Source organism: Amycolatopsis sp. SB7-3, from assembly GCF_041021335.1.
Classification (GTDB): domain Bacteria; phylum Actinomycetota; class Actinomycetes; order Mycobacteriales; family Pseudonocardiaceae; genus Amycolatopsis; species Amycolatopsis japonica.
On the sequence record NZ_JBFPJQ010000003.1, the window covers coordinates 282,027 to 301,785 of the forward strand.

Genomic DNA, 19,759 nt, shown 5'->3' on the forward strand with positions numbered 1-19,759 from the left:
GTCCTTCCGGTCAGTCGTGGACGGTCAAGACCGGATTCGAAACCAGCCCGAAGCTTCGTAGCACGCCGAGCAGTTCGCGGTGGCCGAAAGCCTGGCACCCGGAGGCGAACCCCACGCGTTTCGGCGGCTGCTGAAGCAGCGAGTAGGCGCCGTAAGCCTGCATCAACCCGGTCTGCTTGTAGTTGCAGGTGCCGTGGATGACGCAGTGCGCGCGGCCCAACGGACCCGAGGCGTGCACCGAATCCAGCGAGGTGTTGAGCCGCTGGTTCTCCCGCGGCGGCATCTCGTCGCGCACGGCGGCGGCCTGCTCGGCCAGCACGCGCATCTTCTCGTCCAGCGGCAGGTCTTTCACCTGTTCCAGGACGGCCGCGACGATCTGCGGCACCCCCTGCATGAGCGCGCGGTCGAAGACGCCGCCGACGGCCTTGACGTTGGCCACGCGGGCGTCGTTCTTGAACCAGACCGGATGCGAGGTGCCGCCCCAGGGCAGGGCGAGCCCGGTCTCGTGATGGCCGGGCACGGTGACGTCCTGCAGCCCGCCGTCGGCGGGCCAGGGCCGGTACTCGTTCTGTTCGAGGTAGTACGCGGCGGACAGCGCGGCGTTGACCAGGATGGTCTTCGTCGAAGCGACCGTGGGATAACCCTTCCAGAACACCAGGATGTCCAAAGTGTCCAGTCCCGGTGTCTCCAGGCAGAGGTTCGCCGCGATCTCGCCGGTGGTGTACATCTGCGCGATGCCGGGGGAGAGCAGCAGGCCCTTCTCGGCCATCTGCGCGCCGTAGCGCTCTTCGGAGGCGATCAGCCAGTCCTGTTCGCCGGTGGTGTCGAGGTAATGCGTTCCGGTGCGCAGGCAGGCTTCGACGACTTCGTGGCCGTACTCGCTGAACGGGCCGACGGTATTGCACACGACCTTGGCGTCGCGGAACAGTTCGGTGAGCGCTTCGACGTCGTGCGAGACCTCGACGACCTCGTGATCGATGGTGTCGAGGCCGGGCACGTGGTCGATCGCCTCCTGGATGCGGGCCTTGTCCCGGCCGGCGGCGATGAACGGGACGTTGTACTCGCGCAGGTACTCGCAGATCAACCGTCCGGTGTAGCCGGAGGCGCCGTAGACCACGACGGGTTTGAGGCTGCTCATGGTGGTTCCTTTCGGGTTCGTGCTGGTCACATGCCCATTCCGCCGTCGACCGGGAGCCCGGCGCCGGTGATGAAGCGGGCGGCGTCGGAGGCGAGGAAGACGACGGCGTCGGCCATGTCCGCGACTTCGCCGAGCCGCCCGGCGGGGGTTTGCGCGACGACCGCGCCGATGGCGTCCTCGACACTGGGGAACAGGCCGACCTCGACGACGTCCTGCGCGAGCTGGTTGCCCATCTGGGTGGGGACGAGGCCGGGGTAGACGCAGTTGACGCGTACGCCGTAGCCGAGTTTCCCGGCCTCCATCGCGGCGACCCTGGTGAGCCGGTCGACCGCCGATTTCGTCGCCGAATAGCCGGCGATGCCGGGGAAGGCGATGGTCGCGGCGACCGAGGCGATGTTCACGACGGCGCCACCGGCACCCGCGGGACCGCCGGGCCGCATTGCGCGGAAGGCGTGCTTCACGCCGAGGGCGGTGCCCAGCACGTTCACGTCGAGCATCTTGCGCACGTCGGCGGGGTCGAGGTCGGCGACGAGCCCGGTGATCTCGACGCCGGCGTTGTTCACCACGATGTCCAGCCCGCCGAGTTCGCCGATGACCGCGTCGACCGCCTGCACCCAGCTCTCTTCGTCGGTGACGTCGAGCCGGACGAAGCCCGCGTCGAGCTTGTCGGCGGTGGCGCGCCCGAGATCCTCCTGGACGTCGCCGATGACCACCGAGGCGCCCGCCTGTGCCAACGCTTCGGCCATTCCGGCGCCCAGGCCCTGCGCGCCACCCGTGACCAGGGCTTTTCGGCCCGAAAGGTCGTACGAACCCATGGACTTCTCCTCCTTGAGACGGTCCGCGGTTGCGGTGTGGCTCACATCCTGAGCCTGTTTTGGACAGTCGTCAAGATTTTCTTGGACAGTCGTCAAGAAATCCGCGACGCTAGACTGTGGGACCCGCGGCAGGCGCGGGCTCCCGGACCGGACAGGAACTCGTGGTGACCGAGACGAGCGAGCGGATCGCACGCCGGAGCGTGGACAAGTTCGCCCAGCGGCGGGCGGAACTGGCGGAGTCCGCGCTGCAGGCGCTGTCCGAGCTGGGGTACGCGAGGACGAGCCTGCGGGAGATCGCGCAGAAGTCGAACTTCTCGCACGGGGTGCTGCACTACTACTTCACCGACAAGGTGGAACTGCTGACCTACGCGGTCCGCAAGTTCGAAGAAGTGTGCGTGACCCGCTACGACGAGGTCGTGGCCATGGCGCGTTCGGCCGAGGAACTGGAGCGGGGATTCGGCGAGGCGATGGCGGGCACGCTTCGGGCCGACGCCGTGATGCACCGGCTGTGGTATGACCTGCGGAATCAAAGCCTGTTCGAGGCCGCGTTCCGCGCCGACGTGCTCGAGATCGACACTCAGCGGCAGGCGATGATCTGGCGGGTCGTGGAGCGCTACGCCGAACTCGCCGACGCTTCGCCGGTCGTGACTCAGCAGGTCGCTTACGCGGCTTTCGACGGCCTGTTCCAGCAAGCGCTGCTGCACCATCTCGCCGATGGTCTCGCCGAGGACGCCGGGTCGTTGCTCAGGCGGCTGGTCTCTTAGGTTCGTTCGATGGGCTCCTGGAGGCGGAGCCCAGCGAACGGCTTGCTGCTAATCGGTGGCGTTGATCGCCGCACCGTCGTAGAGAAGGGTTCCGGCGCTGTCGTAGACCCGGACCTTGAGCTTCGTCATTTCCGTTCGCGAGTCGGCCATCAGCCGCTCGAACTCCGCGCGGCCTTCCGTGGAAGCGGCTTCATGGGCTTCCAGTCTTTCCCGCGCGTGACGCAGGCTGACCATGTCCACGGCTATTTCGGCGGCGAAGGTGCCGTCCACGACTTCGGCTTCGGCGACTGTGCCGTCGCTCGCGTGGAGCTCCAGTCTGGCTGCTCCGGGGGCAAGGCGTCCCATCAGGCAGGCGGGCCGGCCGTTGTAGGCGGCCGTCCAGCGCCAGACCGAGTACGGGCGGTGGTCTTGTTTTTGGTCTTGGGGTTGGTCTTGGTCTTGGGGTTGCAGGTTCAGCCACGTGCCGCGGCCGTTCTCGAGGTTGCAGATCCCGGCGGATCCGTCGTCGTTGTAGGCGAGGAGTGCGCCGAGCTCGGCCGTGGCGCCGATTCTGGCGCCGGGATGCCAGCCTTGGGTGGGTGGCAGTCGGTCGGTCGAGCCTCGTGCGGTTTTCTCTTCGATGGTCGTGGTGAGGGCTGATGCGAGCTGTGCTGCGGGTGACGTCACTGCGTGCTGTTCTCCTTCGTTTCGGTTCACTCTCGCTTCGGTTCGTGGTCGGCGCATCGGGGAGATTCCCTGAGTTCCGGTGAGCGGGTCGATGTTAGCAGAAAGCGCTTACTGGAGGGCGCGGTTCGGTTGTCGGATGGCGGGGGAGGTTGGCTGGCGCGTCGTGTGCTGTTGAGGGTGATTGATTTTGAGGCAGGGCGAGTTCGACGCCATCGCCGACGAACTCAACGAACGCCAACGCGATCCCTTGGCCGCCTTGAAACTGCCGAATTGTTCGGCAAGGACCCGATGAAATCTGGTGGCGGGCACAACCCTCGAATCCGCTTTCGAAACTCCTTCACATTCGTACGTGTGTTCGATTCGTGGTATTCTTATGGGGTGTCCGAGACCTTCCTCCCCGAGTTGCCGCAGGAACTGTGGCGCGCTGGCAAGCTAGAGCTTGCCCATGGCGTGCAACAGTCGTTGCAGGTGATCCGGATCGCGACCGCCTGCCTGGGGCGGTTCCTGGCTGAGATCGAGTCTCGTGGCGTCAAAGACTTGTATGGGCATGGCAGTACGGCGAGTTGGCTCGCCGAGATCGCGGGGCTGTCGCGGGGTGAGGCGGGTCCGATCGTGAAGCGCGCCATCGCGCTGAACCCCACCCGGGCCCTGGATGGCACCGAAGTTCCGCCGGTTGCTCCCGCGACCGCTGAGGTCGCGGCTCAGGGATTGATCGGGGACGAGCGGATCGATCAGATCCTGGAGATCTTGAAGAACCTTCCGGTCGAGATTTCGGCTGAGGAGCGGGCGGGTGCGGAGCAGATTTTGGCGAACCTTGCCCCGAGTGCCGGGCCCCGGCAGCTCGCTGAGGCTGAGGCGAACCTGCAGGGCTTGCTCAACCCTGACGGCAAGGAACCCAAGGATCCCGAACCGAAAGAACCACGCCGCGAAATCACCCTAGAGCGCCGCAAAGACGGCTTCTGGAAACTCACCGGCCTCCTCGACGACGAGACCGGGGCCCGCACCGCTGCAGCGCTGGAGGCGTATGCGCAGCCGCGGCCGGTGGATGAGTTCGGTCAGGCGGATCTGCGGATGAAGTGCGAGCGCCTGGGAGACGCCTGGGCCGAACTTCTCGATCTGGCGATCGCCTGCCCTGATCAGCCCGGCACGAGTGGCTACCGGACTTTGGTGCACGTCACCATCGGACTTGAGGAACTCAAATCCGGTCTCGGCACCGCGTGCCTGGACTTCGTGGGGACGATGACTGCGCGGGAAGCCCGGCTTGCCGCTTGCGATTGCCTGATGGTGCCGGTCGTGATGGGTGCCTCGGGTGAGCCGCTGGATATGGGGCGCTTGAGACGGTTCGTCACCCCCGGGCAGCGGCGTGCGTTGAACATCCGGGACGGTGGTTGCGCGTTCCCGGGATGTCATCGGAAACCCAAGAATTGCCACGCTCATCATATTGAGCACTGGGCAGACGGCGGTCCGACCGATCTCCGGAACCTGGTCCTATTGTGTGGTTTCCATCATCGGTTGATTCACCACGGTGACTGGGAAGTCCGCATGGCGACCGACGGGTTACCGGAGTTCATCCCACCCCAATACCGGGACCCGCTCCGACAACCCCGGCGCAACACCCTGCACCACGTCTGAACCCCGAAGAGCCCGTCGGCCACGCCGGCGACGGGCTCTTCGTCATGCCCGCCGGGTTCCACCGATATCCGGCCGTTCACCAGCCACCCCCTGACCGGACCGATCACGCACGACTGTGTGGATTTCGGGACATCTGACGTCCCAAAATCCACACAGTCCCTCACCAACGGACCAGTCATGGTCGAGACCTGCCGGCCAAGCACCCCAGTCCGCTCATAAACGGTTAAAAGCCCCATACGTTCGACGGGATACACCGGGAGTGGGTGCCCATATCGTCGGAGGCCGACCGCGACCCGGTGAGGAGCACCTCGGATGAAACTCGTGCGGATGATGGGGTTGGCCGTGCTGACGGCCTCCGCGTTGGTGTTGTCGATGACCGCGGCGTCCGCGCACGATCCGGAGACGGCGGAGGGACAGGCGGCGGCCCGCACTTTCATGGCCGACCACGTCCCGGCCGAGCGGCACGCCGTCACCGGCACCGCGGCGGGAGTCCCGTGCGTCAACGGCAAGGCCGACAAATACCCGTGCAAGAACGTCGACCTGCTCAGCGTGCTGCCCCTCTCCGGCCTCGGCGGCGGAAACGGCAATGACATCTGGGGCTGGACCGATCCGTCGTCCGGCAAGGAATACGCCATCGTCGGGCGGACCAACGGAACCGCGTTCGTCGACCTGAGCGTCCCGACGTCGCCGAAGTTCCTCGGCAACCTGCCCTCCAACGGCGGCAGCAGTTCGTGGCGGGACATGAAGGTGTACAAGAACCACGCGTTCATCGTGGCCGACTTCATCACCGGGCACGGGATGCAGGTGTTCGACCTGACCAGGCTGCGCACCGTCACCACACCGCAGACCTTCACCGCCGACGCGTTGTACAAGGAATTCGGTCCCGCGCACAACATCGCGATCAACGAGGAGACCGGTTTCGCCTACGCGATCGGCTCCAACACGTGCAGCGGCGGGCCGCATATCGTCAACATCCAGAACCCGAAGGCCCCGGCCAAGGCGGGCTGCGTTTCGCAGGACGGGTACACCCACGACACGCAGTGCGTCGTCTACCGCGGGCCGGACACGGCGTACAGCGGCAAGGAAATCTGCTTCAACGCCAACGAGGACACGCTGACCATCGTCGACGTCACCGACAAGGCCAGGCCGGTCCAGATCTCGCGCAAGGGCTACTCGGGCGCGCAGTACTCGCACCAGGGCTGGCTGACCGGCGACCAGCGCTACTTCCTGCTCGACGACGAACTGGACGAGTCGCGCGGCACCGACAAGCGCACCAAGACCTACGTCTGGGACCTCGCCAAGCTGTCCGCTCCCGTGCACACCGGCGTCTACAGTTCGCCCGCCACCGCGATCGACCACAACCAGTACATCAAGGGCCAGTACTCCTACCAGGCGAACTACCAGGCCGGTCTGCGCATCCTGGACGTCAGCGGGGTCGCTTCGGCGAGGTTGTCGGAGGTCGGCTACTTCGACATCTACCCGGCGGGCGACTCGGCGAACTTCAACGGGGCGTGGAGCAATTACCCGTACTTCTCCAGTGGCATCGTCATCGTCAACGGTATCGAGCAGGGCCTGGTCGTGGTGAAGCCGAACCTCGGCGGCAAGTGACCGGGGGTAGAGCGTGCGCAAACCCCGGCTCACGGATTGGTTGTTCCTAGCGCTGGCCTTGGTGATCGGCACGGTCGCGGTCTTCGTGGCCCTCCGGCCGACACCGGGCTCCGCGCATTCGGCTCACCAGCAACAACCCGTGGTGACCGCGGATCTGCTTCCGGCCGCCCACAGCGACGGGCTGTCGGAGGCGGAAAGCGGCTATCGGTTCGAGCGGGTCACCACACCCGCCGTCCGGGGTCCCGAGGTACCGGTCGCGTTCCGGATCCTCGGGCCGGACGGGCGGCCGGTGACCCGGTTCTTGGACAACCAGACCAAACAGATGCACTTCTTCGCCGTGCGCGACGACATGAACGTCTTCCAGCACGTGCATCCGATGCTGGACGGGGACACCTGGCACACGAACCTCGCGCTGACCGACGGCGGCGCCTACCGGATGTTCGCCGAGTTCGTGCCGCTCGACACGAAGGATCCGAAGCATCCGGTGGTGCTCGGCGTCCCGTTCACCGTGCCCGGTGACACCACCTTCGTCCCGGTGCCCGCCCCGGCGGGCGAGACCGTGACGGCCACGGGCTACCGGGTGACACGGGTGGACGGGGCGGCCCGGATCCCGTCGATGCGGGCGCAGGTCCTCCGGTTCGCCCTCCGCGGCCCGGACGGCGCGCTCCTCACCGCGGTCGACCCGCATCTGGGTGCCAACGGCCATATGACCGGGTTCCACAGCATGCTGCTGTCGGCCACGCATCTGCATCCGGTCCAGCCGCTCGGCGTGGCGCTGGCCGGCGGCGAGCTGACTTTCCACTCCCTGTTCTCGGAACGCGGGGAGTACCGGCTGTTCCTCGAATTCTCCCACGGCGGGCGGGTGCACACGGCCGCGATCACGGTCGCGGTGGACTGACCGGGACGACCTCCGCGATCTTCGGTGCCGCGCCTCCCGGTGACCACAGGAGCCGGACCTTGTCGGTGGTGACGCCGTCGGCCGGCAGTTCCGTGTAGCCGCCCGACATCCGGCCGATCGTCTGCCAGCCGCCTGCCGGATCCGCGACCTGGACGTCGGCGCCCGCACCGGGCTCAGTCGCCAGGACGACGACCTTGCTCAGCGGTTTCGGCGCGACGGCGGTGACGACGAGCGCGTCGCCCGCGATCGGCGTCGAGGTCGCCGCGTACAGCGAATCGGCGTTGTTGTCCGCCGCCGCGGCCAGGTTCGGCCCCGCCGGGGTGCCGGTGACGGTGTACTTCGGACTGTCCGGTGTGGACACGGTGAATTCGCGGACCACGACCCAGAATGCCTGGGCGCCGGTCGTGCGCACGCGGACGAACCGCGCCTCGGCGCCTTCGGGGAGATCGGCCGAGATCACCGGCTCGGTGACCGTCTTCACCGTCGTCCAGCGGGTGCCGTCGGCGGAGTATTCGAGGACACCGGCGCGGACGTAGTCGTCCGGGCTGGTCGGCTTCCCCATAAGGATGTCCACGTGGGACACCCGCTGCGCGGAACCCAGGTCGACCCCGATGGTGGCGCCGATCGCGGGTGCCCAGTCGCTCCAGTAGTAGGTCTCGGGGTCGCCGTCGACCATCCGGGCGGGAACGTTGTCGGTGTAGGTGCCGAGCGACGTCGTCGCCCGCGGCCGGATCCCGGGCAGGCCGAACCAGCGGTCGGCCGTGGCCAGCGCGCTGTCGAGGAACGGCACGCAGACCCCCGTGCAGGTGCTGGGGTTGCGCGGGCCCCGCGAGGTCGGGACGCGGATCGCCTGCGCCTGTTTGAGCGCGGCGACGAGCTCGCCGCGTTCCGCCCATGCCTTCGCCCCGTCGCCGTCGACCTGGGCCAGCAGCATCCGCACCGCGTGCCTGCCGGCCTGACCGTAGAGCCCGACCTGGTCGAGCCACGGTCCGACCTCGGCGAGGAACTTCGGATTCGAGGCCATGCCGCGCCGCAGATCTTCGGGATCGGAGGCCATCGAGGTCAGGTAACGATCCAGTTTCGCGGCCGCGTCCCACGGATCCTTCTTCTCCAGCGCGGCCCAGAAGGCGGCCAGCAGTGGCCGCAGCACCGGTGAATCCAGATCGGGTTTCCCGGTTTCGAGGCGTACGAGCAGACTCGAATAGTTGTTCTCCGCGAACACCTTCAGCGCGGATGCGGCCGGTCCGCCGAGGTCCGCGATGGCGGCGAGCCAGGACTTGTCGGGGTCGTACCGGTCCGGGTTCCACAGGAAGTCGCCGGAGGTGAACTCGGCGATCTTGGACGCCTCGGCCTGCACCATCGGGTTCGCGGTGATCCCGGAGAGGTACTTCGCGACGCCGGGCTCACGGCCGATGTACGGGCCGAGCAGCAGCCGTTCGGTGATGTAGTCGTTGACCGGATAGTTGTCCCAGATCAGGATGTCGTGCCCGAAGACCTCCTTCGCCTGCCGGGCCTGCTTTTCGGTGATCTGCCCAGCTATCACGCCGACGCCCGTCCACTCGACGATCACGGCCTTGTCGAGCTGGGTGCGCAGCGCGGTCTTGTAAGGCGAGTCGGCGAGGTCGTAATACTCGGTCGGGACGGTCTGCAGCCGCTCGACACCGGGATGCGTCGCGATGAAGTCCTGCTGAACGCGGTTGAGCAGGAACGACTGTGCCGTGCCCGCGGCCGCGCCACCGGTGCCGAACTTCGCGGCGTCGGCGTCGCAGTTCCAGCGGGTGTAGGAGATGTCGTCGAGCGGGATGGCGAACGACCGCACCCCGATGTCCCACAGCGACTGGAACTTCGTGACCAGTGCGGTCTTGTCGGCGTCGGACGAGTAGCACACGGAAAGGCCGGGAGAGAGGGCGTAGGTGAACTCAACGTGGTTCGCGGCGGCACGGCTCACCAACTGCGAGAGCAGCGCGAGCTGTTCCGGCGGGTACTGGTCGCGCCATCGGGCGCGCAGGAACGGATCGTCCTTGGGGGAGTAGACGTACATGTTCTGCTTGGTGCGGCCGTAGAAGTCCAGCTGTGCCAGCCGGTCGGCGTGGGACCACGGCGCGCCGTAGAAGCCCTCGATCACGCCGCGCAGCGGAGCAGCGGGCCAGTCCCGGATGCCGAACGCGCCGCTCTTGCCGGACGCGAACAGCTGCCGGAACGACTGCGCCGCGTAGAACGTCCCCGAAGTGTCCACACCGGACAGTGCGACGACACCGCGGTCGGCCGCGAGGACGTATCCGCCGGGGGACAGGCCTTCCGGACCTTTGAGACGGAGTGCTGTCAGGGCCAGTGCGGTCGCCCTGCTTTCGGTGGGACCGCCGACGAAGACGACGAGGCCGCCGTTGCCGCGTTCGCGGTCGATTGCCGTCTGATCGTTGTCGGTGACCTTGACGATCGTGCTCGCGCCCGCCGCCCGGAGGACCTGGTCCACGACGGCGAGCGCGGAGGGATCGGTGGCCGCTCCGACGACTTCGACGACGGTGCGCGGGATGGTCACCTGTCCCGCTCGTGGCGTCACCTGCTGGGGTGTCGGCCATACCTGTGCCAGGGGAGGGGCGGGAGCCGCGCTCGCCGGTGCGGGGACGGCTACCGCCACCGCGGTCACGAGCAGCGTCACCGGAATGAGTCGGAGTACCCATCGGAAGGACATCGGCGGCCCCCAAATCGTCGATCAACGACGTTCTGTGAGCAAGCAAACACCCGATGCGATGACCTGGGCTAGGTCGGTCCGGGTGATTTTCCGACCGGATCGACGGCTGCTCGGTCAAGGCGGCGAGTCGCCCCCGCGCGGACGCTGGGCACGACAGAATGTCCCGGTGCGGAACATCCTCGTAGCGATCGCTCTCGTCCTGCTCGGTGTCACCGGTTGCCAGGGCGGGGTCTCCGGCCAAGCCGAACCCGAAGGCGACAGTTTCGCGATCAAGGACGGGTCGCGGCTGCGGTTCCGTCCGGTCCTGGCTGAGCTTCCGCCCGGTCCGGCGACAGGCGCGGCGACCGACCGCCAGAGCACGGATCCCGCCGCACAGCAGGCCGCCGCGGCGGCGCTGGACTGTTCGGCGGGGCCGGATCCGCTGGACGGCCGCGACGATCCGGCGCTCCCGCTGGTCAGCTGCGACCGTGTGCAGGGCACGAAATACCTGCTCGGCCCGGCGTTCCTCACCGGAGCGGACCTCACTCGAGCGAACGCTCGCCTCGATACGCAGTCGGGAGGTCCGCTCATCGGGCTCAGCTTCACCGACGCGGGCGCGCGGACGTGGGCCGACTGGACCGCGGCGAACGTCGGCAAGCAGGTCGCGATGGTGCTGAAGAGCCGGGTGCTGACCGCGCCGTCGATCCAGTCGGCCATCACCGGCGGGGAAACCCAGATCACCGGCAAGTTCACCATGGACGACGCGCGCCGGCTGGCGCGCGACATCGCCGGCGGCTGAGCCCGCGGAATACGATCACCGTGCCCGACGTTTGAGCGTTCAACTACTTGAGGAGTTGGACATGGGTTACGAGATCCTGGGCACCCCGCAGGCGCCGACCTTCGGCCTGGACACGTTCGGCGACGTCGGGAACGACGCGAACGGCCAGCCGGTGAGCCAGGCCGAAGCCATCCGCGAGGTCGTGGCCGAGGGTGTCCTCGCCGACCAGGTGGGCGTGGACTACTTCGGCGTCGGCGAACACCACCGCGCGGAGATGGCGGTGTCCTCGCCGGATGTCGTGCTGGCCGCGATCGCGGGCCGCACCGAACGGATCCGGCTGGGCACGGCGGTCACGGTGCTCAGCTCGGACGACCCGGTGCGCGTGTACGAGCGGTTCGCCACGCTGGACGCGGTTTCCCGGGGACGCGCGGAGGTCACGCTCGGCCGTGGTTCGTTCACCGAGTCGTTCCCGCTGTTCGGCTACTCGCTCGAGGACTACGAAGCGCTGTTCGCCGAGAAGCTCGACCTGTTCACGCATCTGCAGGAGGAGAAGCCGGTCGACTGGTCCGGGACCGTCCGACCGGCCCTCGAAGGCGCGCAGGCCTTCCCGGTCACCGAGTCGGGCAGCCTGCCCGCGTGGGTCGGCGTCGGCGGCACCCCGCAGTCGGTCGTCCGCGCGGCGGCGTACGGCCTGCCGCTGGTGATGGCGGTGATCGGCGGGTCGCCGGAGCGGTTCACCCCGCTCGCCGACCTGTACCGGCGCGCGCTGAAGGAGGCGGGCCACCAGGAGCTCCCGATCTCGATGCACAGCCCCGGCCACATCGCCGAGACCGACGAGCTGGCCGTCTCCCAGCATTTCCCGCACCACCAGGCCGCTTTCGCCAAGATCGGCGCCGAGCGCGGTTGGGGTCCGATGTCCCGGGCCGACTACGACGTCATGGCGGGCCCGCGTGGCGCCCTGTTCGTCGGCTCTCCCGAGACCGTCGCGCAGAAGATCGCCTGGGCGGTGCGGACACTGGGCCTCTCGCGGTTCCAGCTCAAGTACAGCGTCGGCGCGCTTCCGCACGAGCAGCGCCTGAACTCCATCCGGCTTTACGGCGAGCAGGTCGTCCCGCGTGTGAAGGAGCTGCTCGGCTAGCCTCGAAACCGTGGTGTTCGATTCCGCGCGATTCGACCTTCGGCCCTACGTCGGTTTCGACATGGCCCGCTATGTCCGGCGGACCTATTGCAGCTGGGAGGATTCCGGCTGGGAGTCGCTGCTCGTCCAGCGGTTCGACCACGTTCCCGTCGCGGAGGACCTGCGGCTGCCCGCCGTCGCGGATCTGCATCTGATCCTGCCGCTTTCGGGGCGGGCGGTGATGGAGACCCGCGGTGAAGGCCGGTGGAACCGGCACGAATGGGGGCCGGGACGGCTCGAACTCGCCGTTCCCGGCAAGCCCTTGCGGCGCCGCTACCGCGGGGACGAAACGATGCGCAGCCTGCAGGTGCACATCCCGGGCACCACGGTGGAATCGGTCGCCGCGCGGCTGGGCGGCCGCGCGGTGGACCACGAGGCGATGGCGGCGTCCGTGGCCGAGGGCGATCCGCTGCTCGACGAGCTGGTCCGGGCGGTCGGGAACGCGCGGGAGGACGACGACCTCTACGCCGAATCCGCGGCCGCCTTCCTCGCCGTGCACCTGCTCACCCGGCACGCGCGGAAACCCGGCCCACCGAGCGCGGGCCGGGAGGACGACCGGGTCCGCGCGGCCGTCGCGATGATGCGTGACCGCCTGGCCGATCCGCTCAGCGTCGCCGAAATCGCCGGCGAGGTCCATCTGAGCGTCTATCACTTCATCCGGGTCTTCAAGGAGAAGACCGGCGAGACGCCGCACCGGTTCCTCGGCGGGCTCCGGATCGAGGAGGCGCGAAGGCTGTTGCGGGGGACCGATCTCCCGATCGCCGCCATCGCGGGAAGGTGCGGGTTCGCCACTCCCGGCGCCCTGTCGGCCGCTTTCCTGAAGCACACCGGATCGCGGCCCTCGGAGTACCGCAATTCCTGAGCGCCACGGCGCAATTTGGCGCATGGTGGACCCGCCCGGCCGTTCCTAGGGTGAGCCTTGTGAGTGGAACGCAGTCGTACGACGTCACCGCCGAATCGTCCGCACCGCCCGCCGCGGTGTGGGCACTGTTACTGGACGCCCGCAGCTGGCCGGTCTGGTCACGGATCGGGTCCCTGGAAGTGGCCGCGTCACAAGGACTTTCGGCCGACGGCCGGGACGAGGTCGGCGCGGTTCGCGCCTTCCGTACCGGAAAGACGGTCACCAAGGAGCGGATCACCGCCCTCGAACCGGAACGCCGGTTCGCCTACGAGGGTGTGGACGTCCCGGTGATGCTGGACTATCAGGCCTCGGTCGATCTCTGCGAAACGCCCGGCGGGGGAACGCGGATCCGTTGGCACGGAACGTATCGCGTGGGCAAGGGGAGCGCGTGGATCTTCCGGTGGTACCTCCGCCGCTTCATGCGCGACATGGCGACCGGGCTCGCCGGTCACGCCGGCGGCCCGGTCCGGAGGCCATGACGGGGGATCAGTGCCGATGGGCGGCTTCGCGGTGGAAGCCCGCGATCATCGCCTCGGTGCTCGGCGGGTTGAACGGCTGGCCGAGAGTGCGCATGAGCGAGTTCACGCTGGGCCGGTACATCCCGGTCTTGCAGTAGCGGGAACCCTCGAAGACACCGACCGTGCCGCCGTCGGGGGAGGGCTTGCCGAGCCACTTGTACCACTTGGCTTGGCGGTCCTTCATCTGCTGGGCCGTGAGCGCGGAAGCGTTGGGCTCGCGGGGTTCCCGGGTGTCGCAAGTGCCGTAGTCGTACTCGTCTGCCAGCCCGCCGATGGAGTGCCCGAGTTCGTGGGCGACGATCTGGCTGGCCTGGATGTTGCCGCCGGAAGACGTCGCCACCCCGCCGCCCGCGCCGCCGTACTTCGTGGTGTTCGCCAGCATGATGACCTGGTCGACGTCGGGTGCCGCCGCGGCGTACTGGTTCGCCTTGGTTTCGTTGACGCACAACAGCCGTTCGATGCCGCCGCACCAGAAGTACGAGCCCAGCGCGGTGTTGCGCCGGATGCCCTGCGTCGGGTCGTTCGTGATGCCCGACTGGGGCGAGACGACGTCGACCTGCCAGAGGTTGAACTGCTTGCGGTAGCTCTTGTACGGCTCGATGGCGAACAACGCCGCGATACTGGAGCGGACGTGCTGCGAGTACGTGCCCAGCTGCGTGGAGGTGTAGCCGTCTCCGACGAAGACCAGGTCGAAGGTGGTCTCGCTGGGGCCGTTGGTCTCGATCGGGGTCACCGCGGCGGCGGCCGCGATCTGCTGCGGCGCGGCCGCCCGGTCCGAAGCGGGCCGGGTGACGTCCACTCTGGTGATGGTTCCTCCGGGCTCGAAGGCCTCCATCGACGTCGTGAACCGGGGAGCCGCCGACGCCGTCGCGGGAACGAGCCCGGCGACGAGGACGGCGGTCAGCGCGACCATGAGACAGGCGCGTCGCATGCGTACTCCTTGCGGGGAGGGGAGAGGGGAGTACGAAAAACGATCCCGACTTTCGACGGCTTCCGGCACATCCCAAGTGGCCATAAGGTCCGCGTGATGGACGTCGAGTTACGTCATCTGCGAGTGGTGTGCGCCGTCGCCGACGCGGGCAGCATCACGCGCGCGGCGATCGGGATCGGGAGCACCCAGCCCGCGCTGACCGCCGCCGTGCAACGGATCGAGCGCGCGTTCGGGGGAACCTTGTTCGTCCGTGGGCGCGACGGCGTCTTCCCGACGGCGTTCGGCGAATGCGTCCTCGTCCGTGCCCGTGCGGTCCTCGCCGCGGCGGACACGATGCACCGGGACGCGGCGCGTTTCCTGGCGGAAGGCGAGAAACGTCCTGTCGCGCTGGGTGGGATCGGCGGGTCCATGGTCGTCGAGCTGGCGGACCGGCTCGGGGATTCCGGCCGGGGGCAAGCGGTTTCGGTGACCACCGAGTTCTCGCCGTTGCGGCTGCTGGATCTCGTGGCCGGCGGGCAACTCGACGCCGCGGTCGTCGCCGACTATCCCGGCCACCCGCTGCCGTCGGCGCCGGGTGTGGCGTCGCGGCCGCTGGCCACGCAACCGGTGTTCGTGGCGATCGCCGCGGACCATCCCGCGGCCCGTCGAGCCGAGATCGACCTCGCCGAGCTCTCCGGGGAACGGTGGGTGCTCGGGCCGTCCGACGGCGCCGGATGGCCGGAGTGCTTCGAAGAAGCCTGTGCCCGAGCGGGATTCCGGCCGCAGGTCGCGCATCGGAGCACGGAATTGCGTCCGCTGCAACGCCTGATCGCGGCGGGCCGGGCGATTTCCCCGTGCCAGGTCACCTTTCCCTCGTCACCCGGGATCGCGATCCGGCCTCTCGCGGGGGATCCGCTGTGGATGCGGTATCTGATCGCTTGGAGCGCGGACGGCGCCTTCGGCGGGGACACCGATGCCTTGATCGCCGCGGCCGAGGCTGCTTATCGCTCCGACACCGAAACCAGCCTCCCCTATCGCCACTGGCTCGCCCGCCGTGCGGGGCCGGTCAACGGCAGACGTGCCATCGGGTGACACCTGGTCGGGGAATTCCCCTTGTCGGGCAGGGGGTCCTAGCCTCGGATCACCTCATCGACGAAGGGTAAGAAATTGCGTCTGCGCGCCCTGCTGGCCGCTGCTGTCCTGACCATCACCACCGCTCCGGCCGCGCTCGCCGCGCCGGACGTCGCCCACGGCACCGATGTCCCACCGGGGCGGTTCGGGTTCGTCGCGAAGATCGCGATGACGAAGATCCCACGTCCCGACGGTTCGACCTACGGCAGCTACTGCACGGGCGCGCTGATCGCGCCGAGCTGGGTCGTCACCACGGGACACTGCTTCCACGACGCGCACCGCAAGCGGGTCGCGGGCAAGATGCCGTATCCGACGATGGTGACGTTGGGCCTGGTCGACGAGGCGGTCGAATCGGGTGTGGCCCGCAAGGCGACCGAAGTGCTGCAGGCGAAGGAAAACGACGTCGCCCTCATCAAGCTGGACACGCCCGTGACGACGGTGTCCCCGCTGAAGGTGAGCCGGGTGCTCCCGAAGGTCGGCCAGCAGCTGACCTTGGCGGGCTGGGGGAGCCTGACCGCCACGAGTCCCGCTCCGGCCACCCGGATGCAGCAAGGAACCGTGCAGGTGGCGACGGTGGCACCGACGACGATCGGCGTCCGCGGCGCCGCGCCGTCGATCACGACCAGCGCCTGCACGTACGACTCGGGGGCGCCGTACTTCGTCGCCGAGGGCACGGGTGGCGCGTTGGTGTCGCTCGAGGCCACCGGGCCGAACTGCCCGCACGCCGGGATCGAGACGACCTCGCGTGCGGACGTCATCGCGGACTGGATCGCCACCCATACGGGCTAACGGACCGTTTCGGCCGGTGGCGCATCGGGTAGTGGCGTGATCAGGAGGTATGTGCGATGACGAATCCTCGAACGACCGCGCCTCCGGCGCCGCCGGACCCGATGCCGCCGGACCCCGGTATGCCCGAACCGGTGCCCGATCCGGGCGGGCCGGAACCGGTTCCGGACCCCGGGGCACCCGAACGGGTTCCCGCTCCGGGACCGGACCGCCCGCTGCCGGAACCCGAGAGCCCGCCGGAATCCCAGCCGGGACCGGCGGGTCTCAGAGGGTGAACGCGAGCCAGAGCGCGAGCCACGCGCAGGCCGCGATCGCGACGACGACCGCGAAGACCCGCAGGCCGGCGGTGGCGATCCGGAGCGACGCCGTGCCGGTGTGGTGCCGGTGATTCCCCATGATTCCGCCCTCCTTCCAAGATCACCATCCGCTCCCGGCGCCTTCGCCGCAGCGGGGATGATCGACCCGGGTGACCCCATCCGGGTGAGGGCCACCCGCATTCAGAGGACGAAATGCGGGGGTTTTCAGAGCCAGTTGTTGTGCGTGGCGAAGACCCCCAGCTGGAACCGGCTGGAGACGCCGGCGCGGTCCATCAGGGTTTCGAGATAGCGGAACAGGGTGCGTCTGCTGACGCCGAGTTCGGCGGCGATCTCGTCGTCCTTGCGCCCGGCGGCGAGCAGGATCAGCAGCTCCCGTTCGACCGGCCGGATCGGCTGCCCGGACGTCCGGCCACGCCGGTCGATCGGGAGCGCGGCCGCCCAGGACGTCTCGAACAGCCCCTCCAGCGCGGAGAAGAGGCTGCAGGGACGCACGATGACGATGGACTGGTTGCGATCGGCCTCGCGGATGGTCAGCGCGATGGTGGCCGCACGGTCGTCGAACAGCGTCAGCTTCACCGGGAGTTCGGGCAGCAGCCGGGCCCGCTCACCGGCGCGCAGGCACGGCAGGATGTTCGCGGCCAGATAGCCGGGATCGCCGAACGACGCTCCACTGTAGACACAGCGATAGCCGATCCCGCGCCGCAATTGCTCCTCTTCCAGGAGATTCCGGCGGCCGCCGGTGAAGTAGGGCGGGGAATCGAGACGGCGTACCTGGTGCCGCACCGTGGTCGCGAGATGCTGCAGCCGGGGGATGATGGCGTCGCCGGTGACCACTTCGAGCAGGTCCTGCGCGTTCGGCATCCCCGCGTGCGCCCGCCTGAAGGCGCGGTACGCGGTCTGGACCGCGAGCCGCGCGTCGTGTAGTTCGGCCTGTCGTCGGGTGGTGAGCGCGGTGAGCGCTTCGCTGGGGTTCGCCGGGACGTACTCGTCTCCGTCCACTCCGGACGAAACCGCGAGACCGGCGTCGGCGAGTTCCTTCAGTGCCAGCTCGACGTTCTCCGCGTCGTCCTCCCGCCAGGCCAGTTCCGCGGCGGTGACGGGCGCGTTTTCGAGCATCCGCCGGTAGATCCTGGCGGCGGTTTCGCCGAGGCCCAGCCTGCCCAGTTGGGGGCCGAGCCCGTCCGGAGTCGTCGATGCCACTTCCCACCTGCCTCTCAGCGGTCCGGGAGCGGTGGCGCCACCGCTCCCGGACCCGTTCGGACCTAGACCCCCGAGGTGTTCCGGATCCAGGTGCGGTTCGCCGAGATGCTGGTGTGCGTCGAGCTGTCCACCTTGTTGCCCGCGATGTGCACGCCGACCTGCTTGCCGCCGACGAAGACCGGGCCGCCCGAGTCGCCGCCGTTGGTCAGGCCGTTGCCCCGGCGGGCCTTGATCAGTCCATTCCCGACACTGGTCACCGTCATCCGGGCGACCTTGAGGTAACGCTGCAGATCGCCGTCTTCGTTGTAACCCCAGCCATAAACGTATTCGGTGTCGCCGACCGCGACGGAGGTGCCGAGGGACGCGTACGTCGTGGTCACGGAACGGTCCAGTTTCAACAGTGCGATGTCGGCGCCGCTGGACGGCGTGTAGATGTCGGCCACCACCGCGTACGTGCCGGCCTGGTGATCGACGTCGCCCACCCGGACGGAGTATTCGGCGCCGGGTTCGTCGATGCAGTGCTGGGCGGTGAGCACCCAGCGGGCGCTGATGATCGAACCGGAGCACCACTGCTCGCCGTTCTGCTCGATCATGGCCGCCCACGGGCCGGACTGGGCGTATTCGCCGTCGATGATGGGGGCCGCGACGGCGGCGGGTGCGACCGTCGTGAGCCCGGCCGCGCACAGCAGTGCGGTGAGGAGACCTCGGATGCGCATGGGTGCCTTCCAATGCAGGGGAATTCAGGGAAATCGACGGGTCACCCGTTTACGGCCACGGCGGATTCGCCAGGGATCGCCCGGCCGGATCCGATACCGGTTTTCCCATGCTAGGCAAGCGGATACGGCGGTTGATAGCGACTAAAGACGGGAGAAGGCCGCGGTGGGCGGCACGGGACCCGGGCTTCCGGCACTCGAGTGCCGGTGGCACCGATGTGCCAAGGACGGGTTCTTTGGGCACCTAGGTCACCACTCACGCGGCGGTTGAGCGGCTGAGGTACGTGAAGGACCCCTTCCTGTACCTAGGCGCAAGCATGGGGGCCTTCATGTACTTGGGAAGATGTGAAGGTCGAGTTTCCTCGGCTGAGCCGGGGGAAGGGGGGCCTTCACGCGCAACCCGCCGTGTTTGGATTCGTTGATGAAGGATTTGGGACAGTGAACGTCCCAAATCCTTCATGGACAGGGCTCGACCCGGTCTGGTAGGGAGCGAATCCCCCTCACGTACAGGTCAGACGTAGATCAACGAATACCGGTCGACTAGCGACGTCGGCGGCGCTCGGACGGCCGCGGATCGAGCAGTTCCTCGGCGAGCAGGATGGCCCGGTCCGAAAGCGTGACGGACAGCCGCTCCACCGACTCGCCGATCCGGCCCGCTTCCCGGCGCACGCCCTCACCCACGGGCTTGCTGTGCCGATCGGCGAGGCCCGCGAGCCTGCTTCCGGAGACCAGGACCAGATCGGCGAGGCGCTCACCCAGTTCGGTCAGCCGGTTCGCCGTCCTGCCCGCGCGGCGCGCCACGAGATCTTCGGTCTCCCGTCGCAGCTCACGGACCGCGGACCTCGACTCGGTCGTCGTGCCGGTGAGTGCCGACCTCAAGGTTTTCGTCACGTCCATCAGGGTTCGACCTCCACGCGGCTCGCCTACGTTGAGTGTACAACTGTGCACCGTTTCTGCGGAATACGCGACCGCGCTTTCTCGTGTTCCCTCGTATTCGGAGAACAAGTGTGTTGCCAGGTGAGCCAATGTCGACAGGCGAAGGCATGTCGCAAAATTTCGGAAACAAGTCAACTTCTTGCATTTTGTCTCCGAGTTGTTGCATGCTCGTACGGCTCTGGCTCCCTCCCCGCCGTCTC

The 19,759-nt window shown here is 68.1% G+C and carries 20 protein-coding genes; 11 read left to right on the forward strand and 9 right to left on the reverse strand.

Going from position 1 to position 19,759, the window contains the following annotated elements; translation table 11 throughout:
• Positions 1-10: 10 nt before the first annotated feature.
• Both AB8M46_RS25930 and AB8M46_RS25935 read right to left on the reverse strand, forming a co-directional pair.
• Positions 11-1,138 carry a DUF5938 domain-containing protein gene (locus AB8M46_RS25930; RefSeq protein ID WP_394361915.1) on the reverse strand — a complete coding sequence of 376 codons (1,128 nt, stop codon included), beginning with the start codon at positions 1,136-1,138 and terminating at the stop codon, positions 11-13.
• Between the two features lie 26 nt (positions 1,139-1,164).
• On the reverse strand, positions 1,165-1,998 hold the full coding sequence (locus AB8M46_RS25935; protein ID WP_394361916.1) for an SDR family NAD(P)-dependent oxidoreductase: 834 nt from the start codon (positions 1,996-1,998) through the stop codon (positions 1,165-1,167).
• 119 nt (positions 1,999-2,117) lie between these two features.
• Here AB8M46_RS25935 and AB8M46_RS25940 point away from each other — a divergent pair, with 119 nt between their 5' ends.
• The gene (locus tag AB8M46_RS25940; RefSeq protein ID WP_038514893.1) at positions 2,118-2,717 is read left to right on the forward strand and encodes a TetR/AcrR family transcriptional regulator; all 600 of its coding nucleotides are present in this window, start codon (positions 2,118-2,120) and stop codon (positions 2,715-2,717) included.
• A gap of 48 nt (positions 2,718-2,765) precedes the next feature.
• On the opposite strand, the gene AB8M46_RS25945 is transcribed toward AB8M46_RS25940, so the two are convergent.
• Positions 2,766-3,383, reverse strand: a complete 618-nt coding sequence (locus AB8M46_RS25945; protein WP_394361917.1) for a hypothetical protein — start codon at positions 3,381-3,383, stop codon at positions 2,766-2,768.
• Positions 3,384-3,761: 378 nt separating this feature from the next.
• On the opposite strand from AB8M46_RS25945, the gene AB8M46_RS25950 reads away from it, so the two are divergent.
• The 3 genes from AB8M46_RS25950 (at position 3,762) to AB8M46_RS25960 (ending at position 7,521) form a co-directional block, all read left to right on the forward strand.
• A complete protein-coding gene (locus AB8M46_RS25950) occupies positions 3,762-5,015 on the forward strand; it encodes a DUF222 domain-containing protein (RefSeq protein ID WP_394361918.1) in 1,254 nt (417 codons plus the stop codon).
• A gap of 312 nt (positions 5,016-5,327) precedes the next feature.
• Positions 5,328-6,623: a choice-of-anchor B family protein gene (locus AB8M46_RS25955; protein WP_037336605.1), complete on the forward strand. Its 1,296-nt coding sequence runs from the start codon at positions 5,328-5,330 to the stop codon at positions 6,621-6,623.
• Positions 6,624-6,636: 13 nt separating this feature from the next.
• The gene (locus AB8M46_RS25960; protein ID WP_394361919.1) at positions 6,637-7,521 is read left to right on the forward strand and encodes a hypothetical protein; all 885 of its coding nucleotides are present in this window, start codon (positions 6,637-6,639) and stop codon (positions 7,519-7,521) included.
• On the opposite strand, the gene AB8M46_RS25965 is transcribed toward AB8M46_RS25960, so the two are convergent.
• Positions 7,502-10,180, reverse strand: a complete 2,679-nt coding sequence (locus AB8M46_RS25965; RefSeq protein WP_394361920.1) for a beta-N-acetylglucosaminidase domain-containing protein — start codon at positions 10,178-10,180, stop codon at positions 7,502-7,504. The two genes, AB8M46_RS25960 and AB8M46_RS25965, sit on opposite strands and share 20 nt — an antisense overlap.
• 199 nt (positions 10,181-10,379) lie before the next feature.
• Here AB8M46_RS25965 and AB8M46_RS25970 point away from each other — a divergent pair, with 199 nt between their 5' ends.
• From AB8M46_RS25970 to AB8M46_RS25985, 4 genes are all read left to right on the forward strand, one after another.
• Complete coding sequence (locus AB8M46_RS25970; protein WP_378422586.1) at positions 10,380-10,991, forward strand: precorrin-3B C(17)-methyltransferase; 612 nt, start codon at positions 10,380-10,382, stop codon at positions 10,989-10,991.
• Between the two features lie 61 nt (positions 10,992-11,052).
• Entirely contained in the window at positions 11,053-12,108 is a 1,056-nt protein-coding gene (locus AB8M46_RS25975) for an LLM class flavin-dependent oxidoreductase (protein WP_037336611.1), read from the forward strand.
• Positions 12,109-12,118: 10 nt separating this feature from the next.
• Positions 12,119-13,009, forward strand: a complete 891-nt coding sequence (locus tag AB8M46_RS25980; protein WP_394361921.1) for a helix-turn-helix domain-containing protein — start codon at positions 12,119-12,121, stop codon at positions 13,007-13,009.
• A gap of 59 nt (positions 13,010-13,068) precedes the next feature.
• Positions 13,069-13,527: an SRPBCC family protein gene (locus tag AB8M46_RS25985; RefSeq protein WP_037336616.1), complete on the forward strand. Its 459-nt coding sequence runs from the start codon at positions 13,069-13,071 to the stop codon at positions 13,525-13,527.
• Between the two features lie 7 nt (positions 13,528-13,534).
• Here the strand turns inward: AB8M46_RS25985 and AB8M46_RS25990 are convergent, their stop codons facing one another.
• On the reverse strand, positions 13,535-14,497 hold the full coding sequence (locus tag AB8M46_RS25990) for a M64 family metallopeptidase (protein WP_038514857.1): 963 nt from the start codon (positions 14,495-14,497) through the stop codon (positions 13,535-13,537).
• Between the two features lie 96 nt (positions 14,498-14,593).
• On the opposite strand from AB8M46_RS25990, the gene AB8M46_RS25995 reads away from it, so the two are divergent.
• The 3 genes from AB8M46_RS25995 (at position 14,594) to AB8M46_RS26005 (ending at position 16,668) form a co-directional block, all read left to right on the forward strand.
• Positions 14,594-15,568 carry a LysR family transcriptional regulator gene (locus tag AB8M46_RS25995; RefSeq protein ID WP_394361922.1) on the forward strand — a complete coding sequence of 325 codons (975 nt, stop codon included), beginning with the start codon at positions 14,594-14,596 and terminating at the stop codon, positions 15,566-15,568.
• 75 nt (positions 15,569-15,643) lie between these two features.
• Positions 15,644-16,396: a S1 family peptidase gene (locus AB8M46_RS26000; protein WP_394361923.1), complete on the forward strand. Its 753-nt coding sequence runs from the start codon at positions 15,644-15,646 to the stop codon at positions 16,394-16,396.
• 56 nt (positions 16,397-16,452) lie between these two features.
• Positions 16,453-16,668, forward strand: coding sequence for a hypothetical protein (locus AB8M46_RS26005; RefSeq protein ID WP_394361924.1), 216 nt, complete (start codon positions 16,453-16,455; stop codon positions 16,666-16,668).
• Here the strand turns inward: AB8M46_RS26005 and AB8M46_RS26010 are convergent.
• From AB8M46_RS26010 to AB8M46_RS26025, 4 genes are all read right to left on the reverse strand, one after another.
• The gene (locus tag AB8M46_RS26010) at positions 16,658-16,789 is read right to left on the reverse strand and encodes a hypothetical protein (protein ID WP_255355316.1); all 132 of its coding nucleotides are present in this window, start codon (positions 16,787-16,789) and stop codon (positions 16,658-16,660) included. The two genes, AB8M46_RS26005 and AB8M46_RS26010, sit on opposite strands and share 11 nt — an antisense overlap.
• A 125-nt stretch (positions 16,790-16,914) precedes the next feature.
• Positions 16,915-17,910: a LuxR C-terminal-related transcriptional regulator gene (locus tag AB8M46_RS26015; protein ID WP_378422574.1), complete on the reverse strand. Its 996-nt coding sequence runs from the start codon at positions 17,908-17,910 to the stop codon at positions 16,915-16,917.
• A gap of 62 nt (positions 17,911-17,972) precedes the next feature.
• Positions 17,973-18,626 carry a trypsin-like serine protease gene (locus AB8M46_RS26020; RefSeq protein ID WP_037336626.1) on the reverse strand — a complete coding sequence of 218 codons (654 nt, stop codon included), beginning with the start codon at positions 18,624-18,626 and terminating at the stop codon, positions 17,973-17,975.
• Between the two features lie 537 nt (positions 18,627-19,163).
• Entirely contained in the window at positions 19,164-19,520 is a 357-nt protein-coding gene (locus tag AB8M46_RS26025) for a hypothetical protein (RefSeq protein WP_038514842.1), read from the reverse strand.
• Positions 19,521-19,759: the final 239 nt, after the last annotated feature.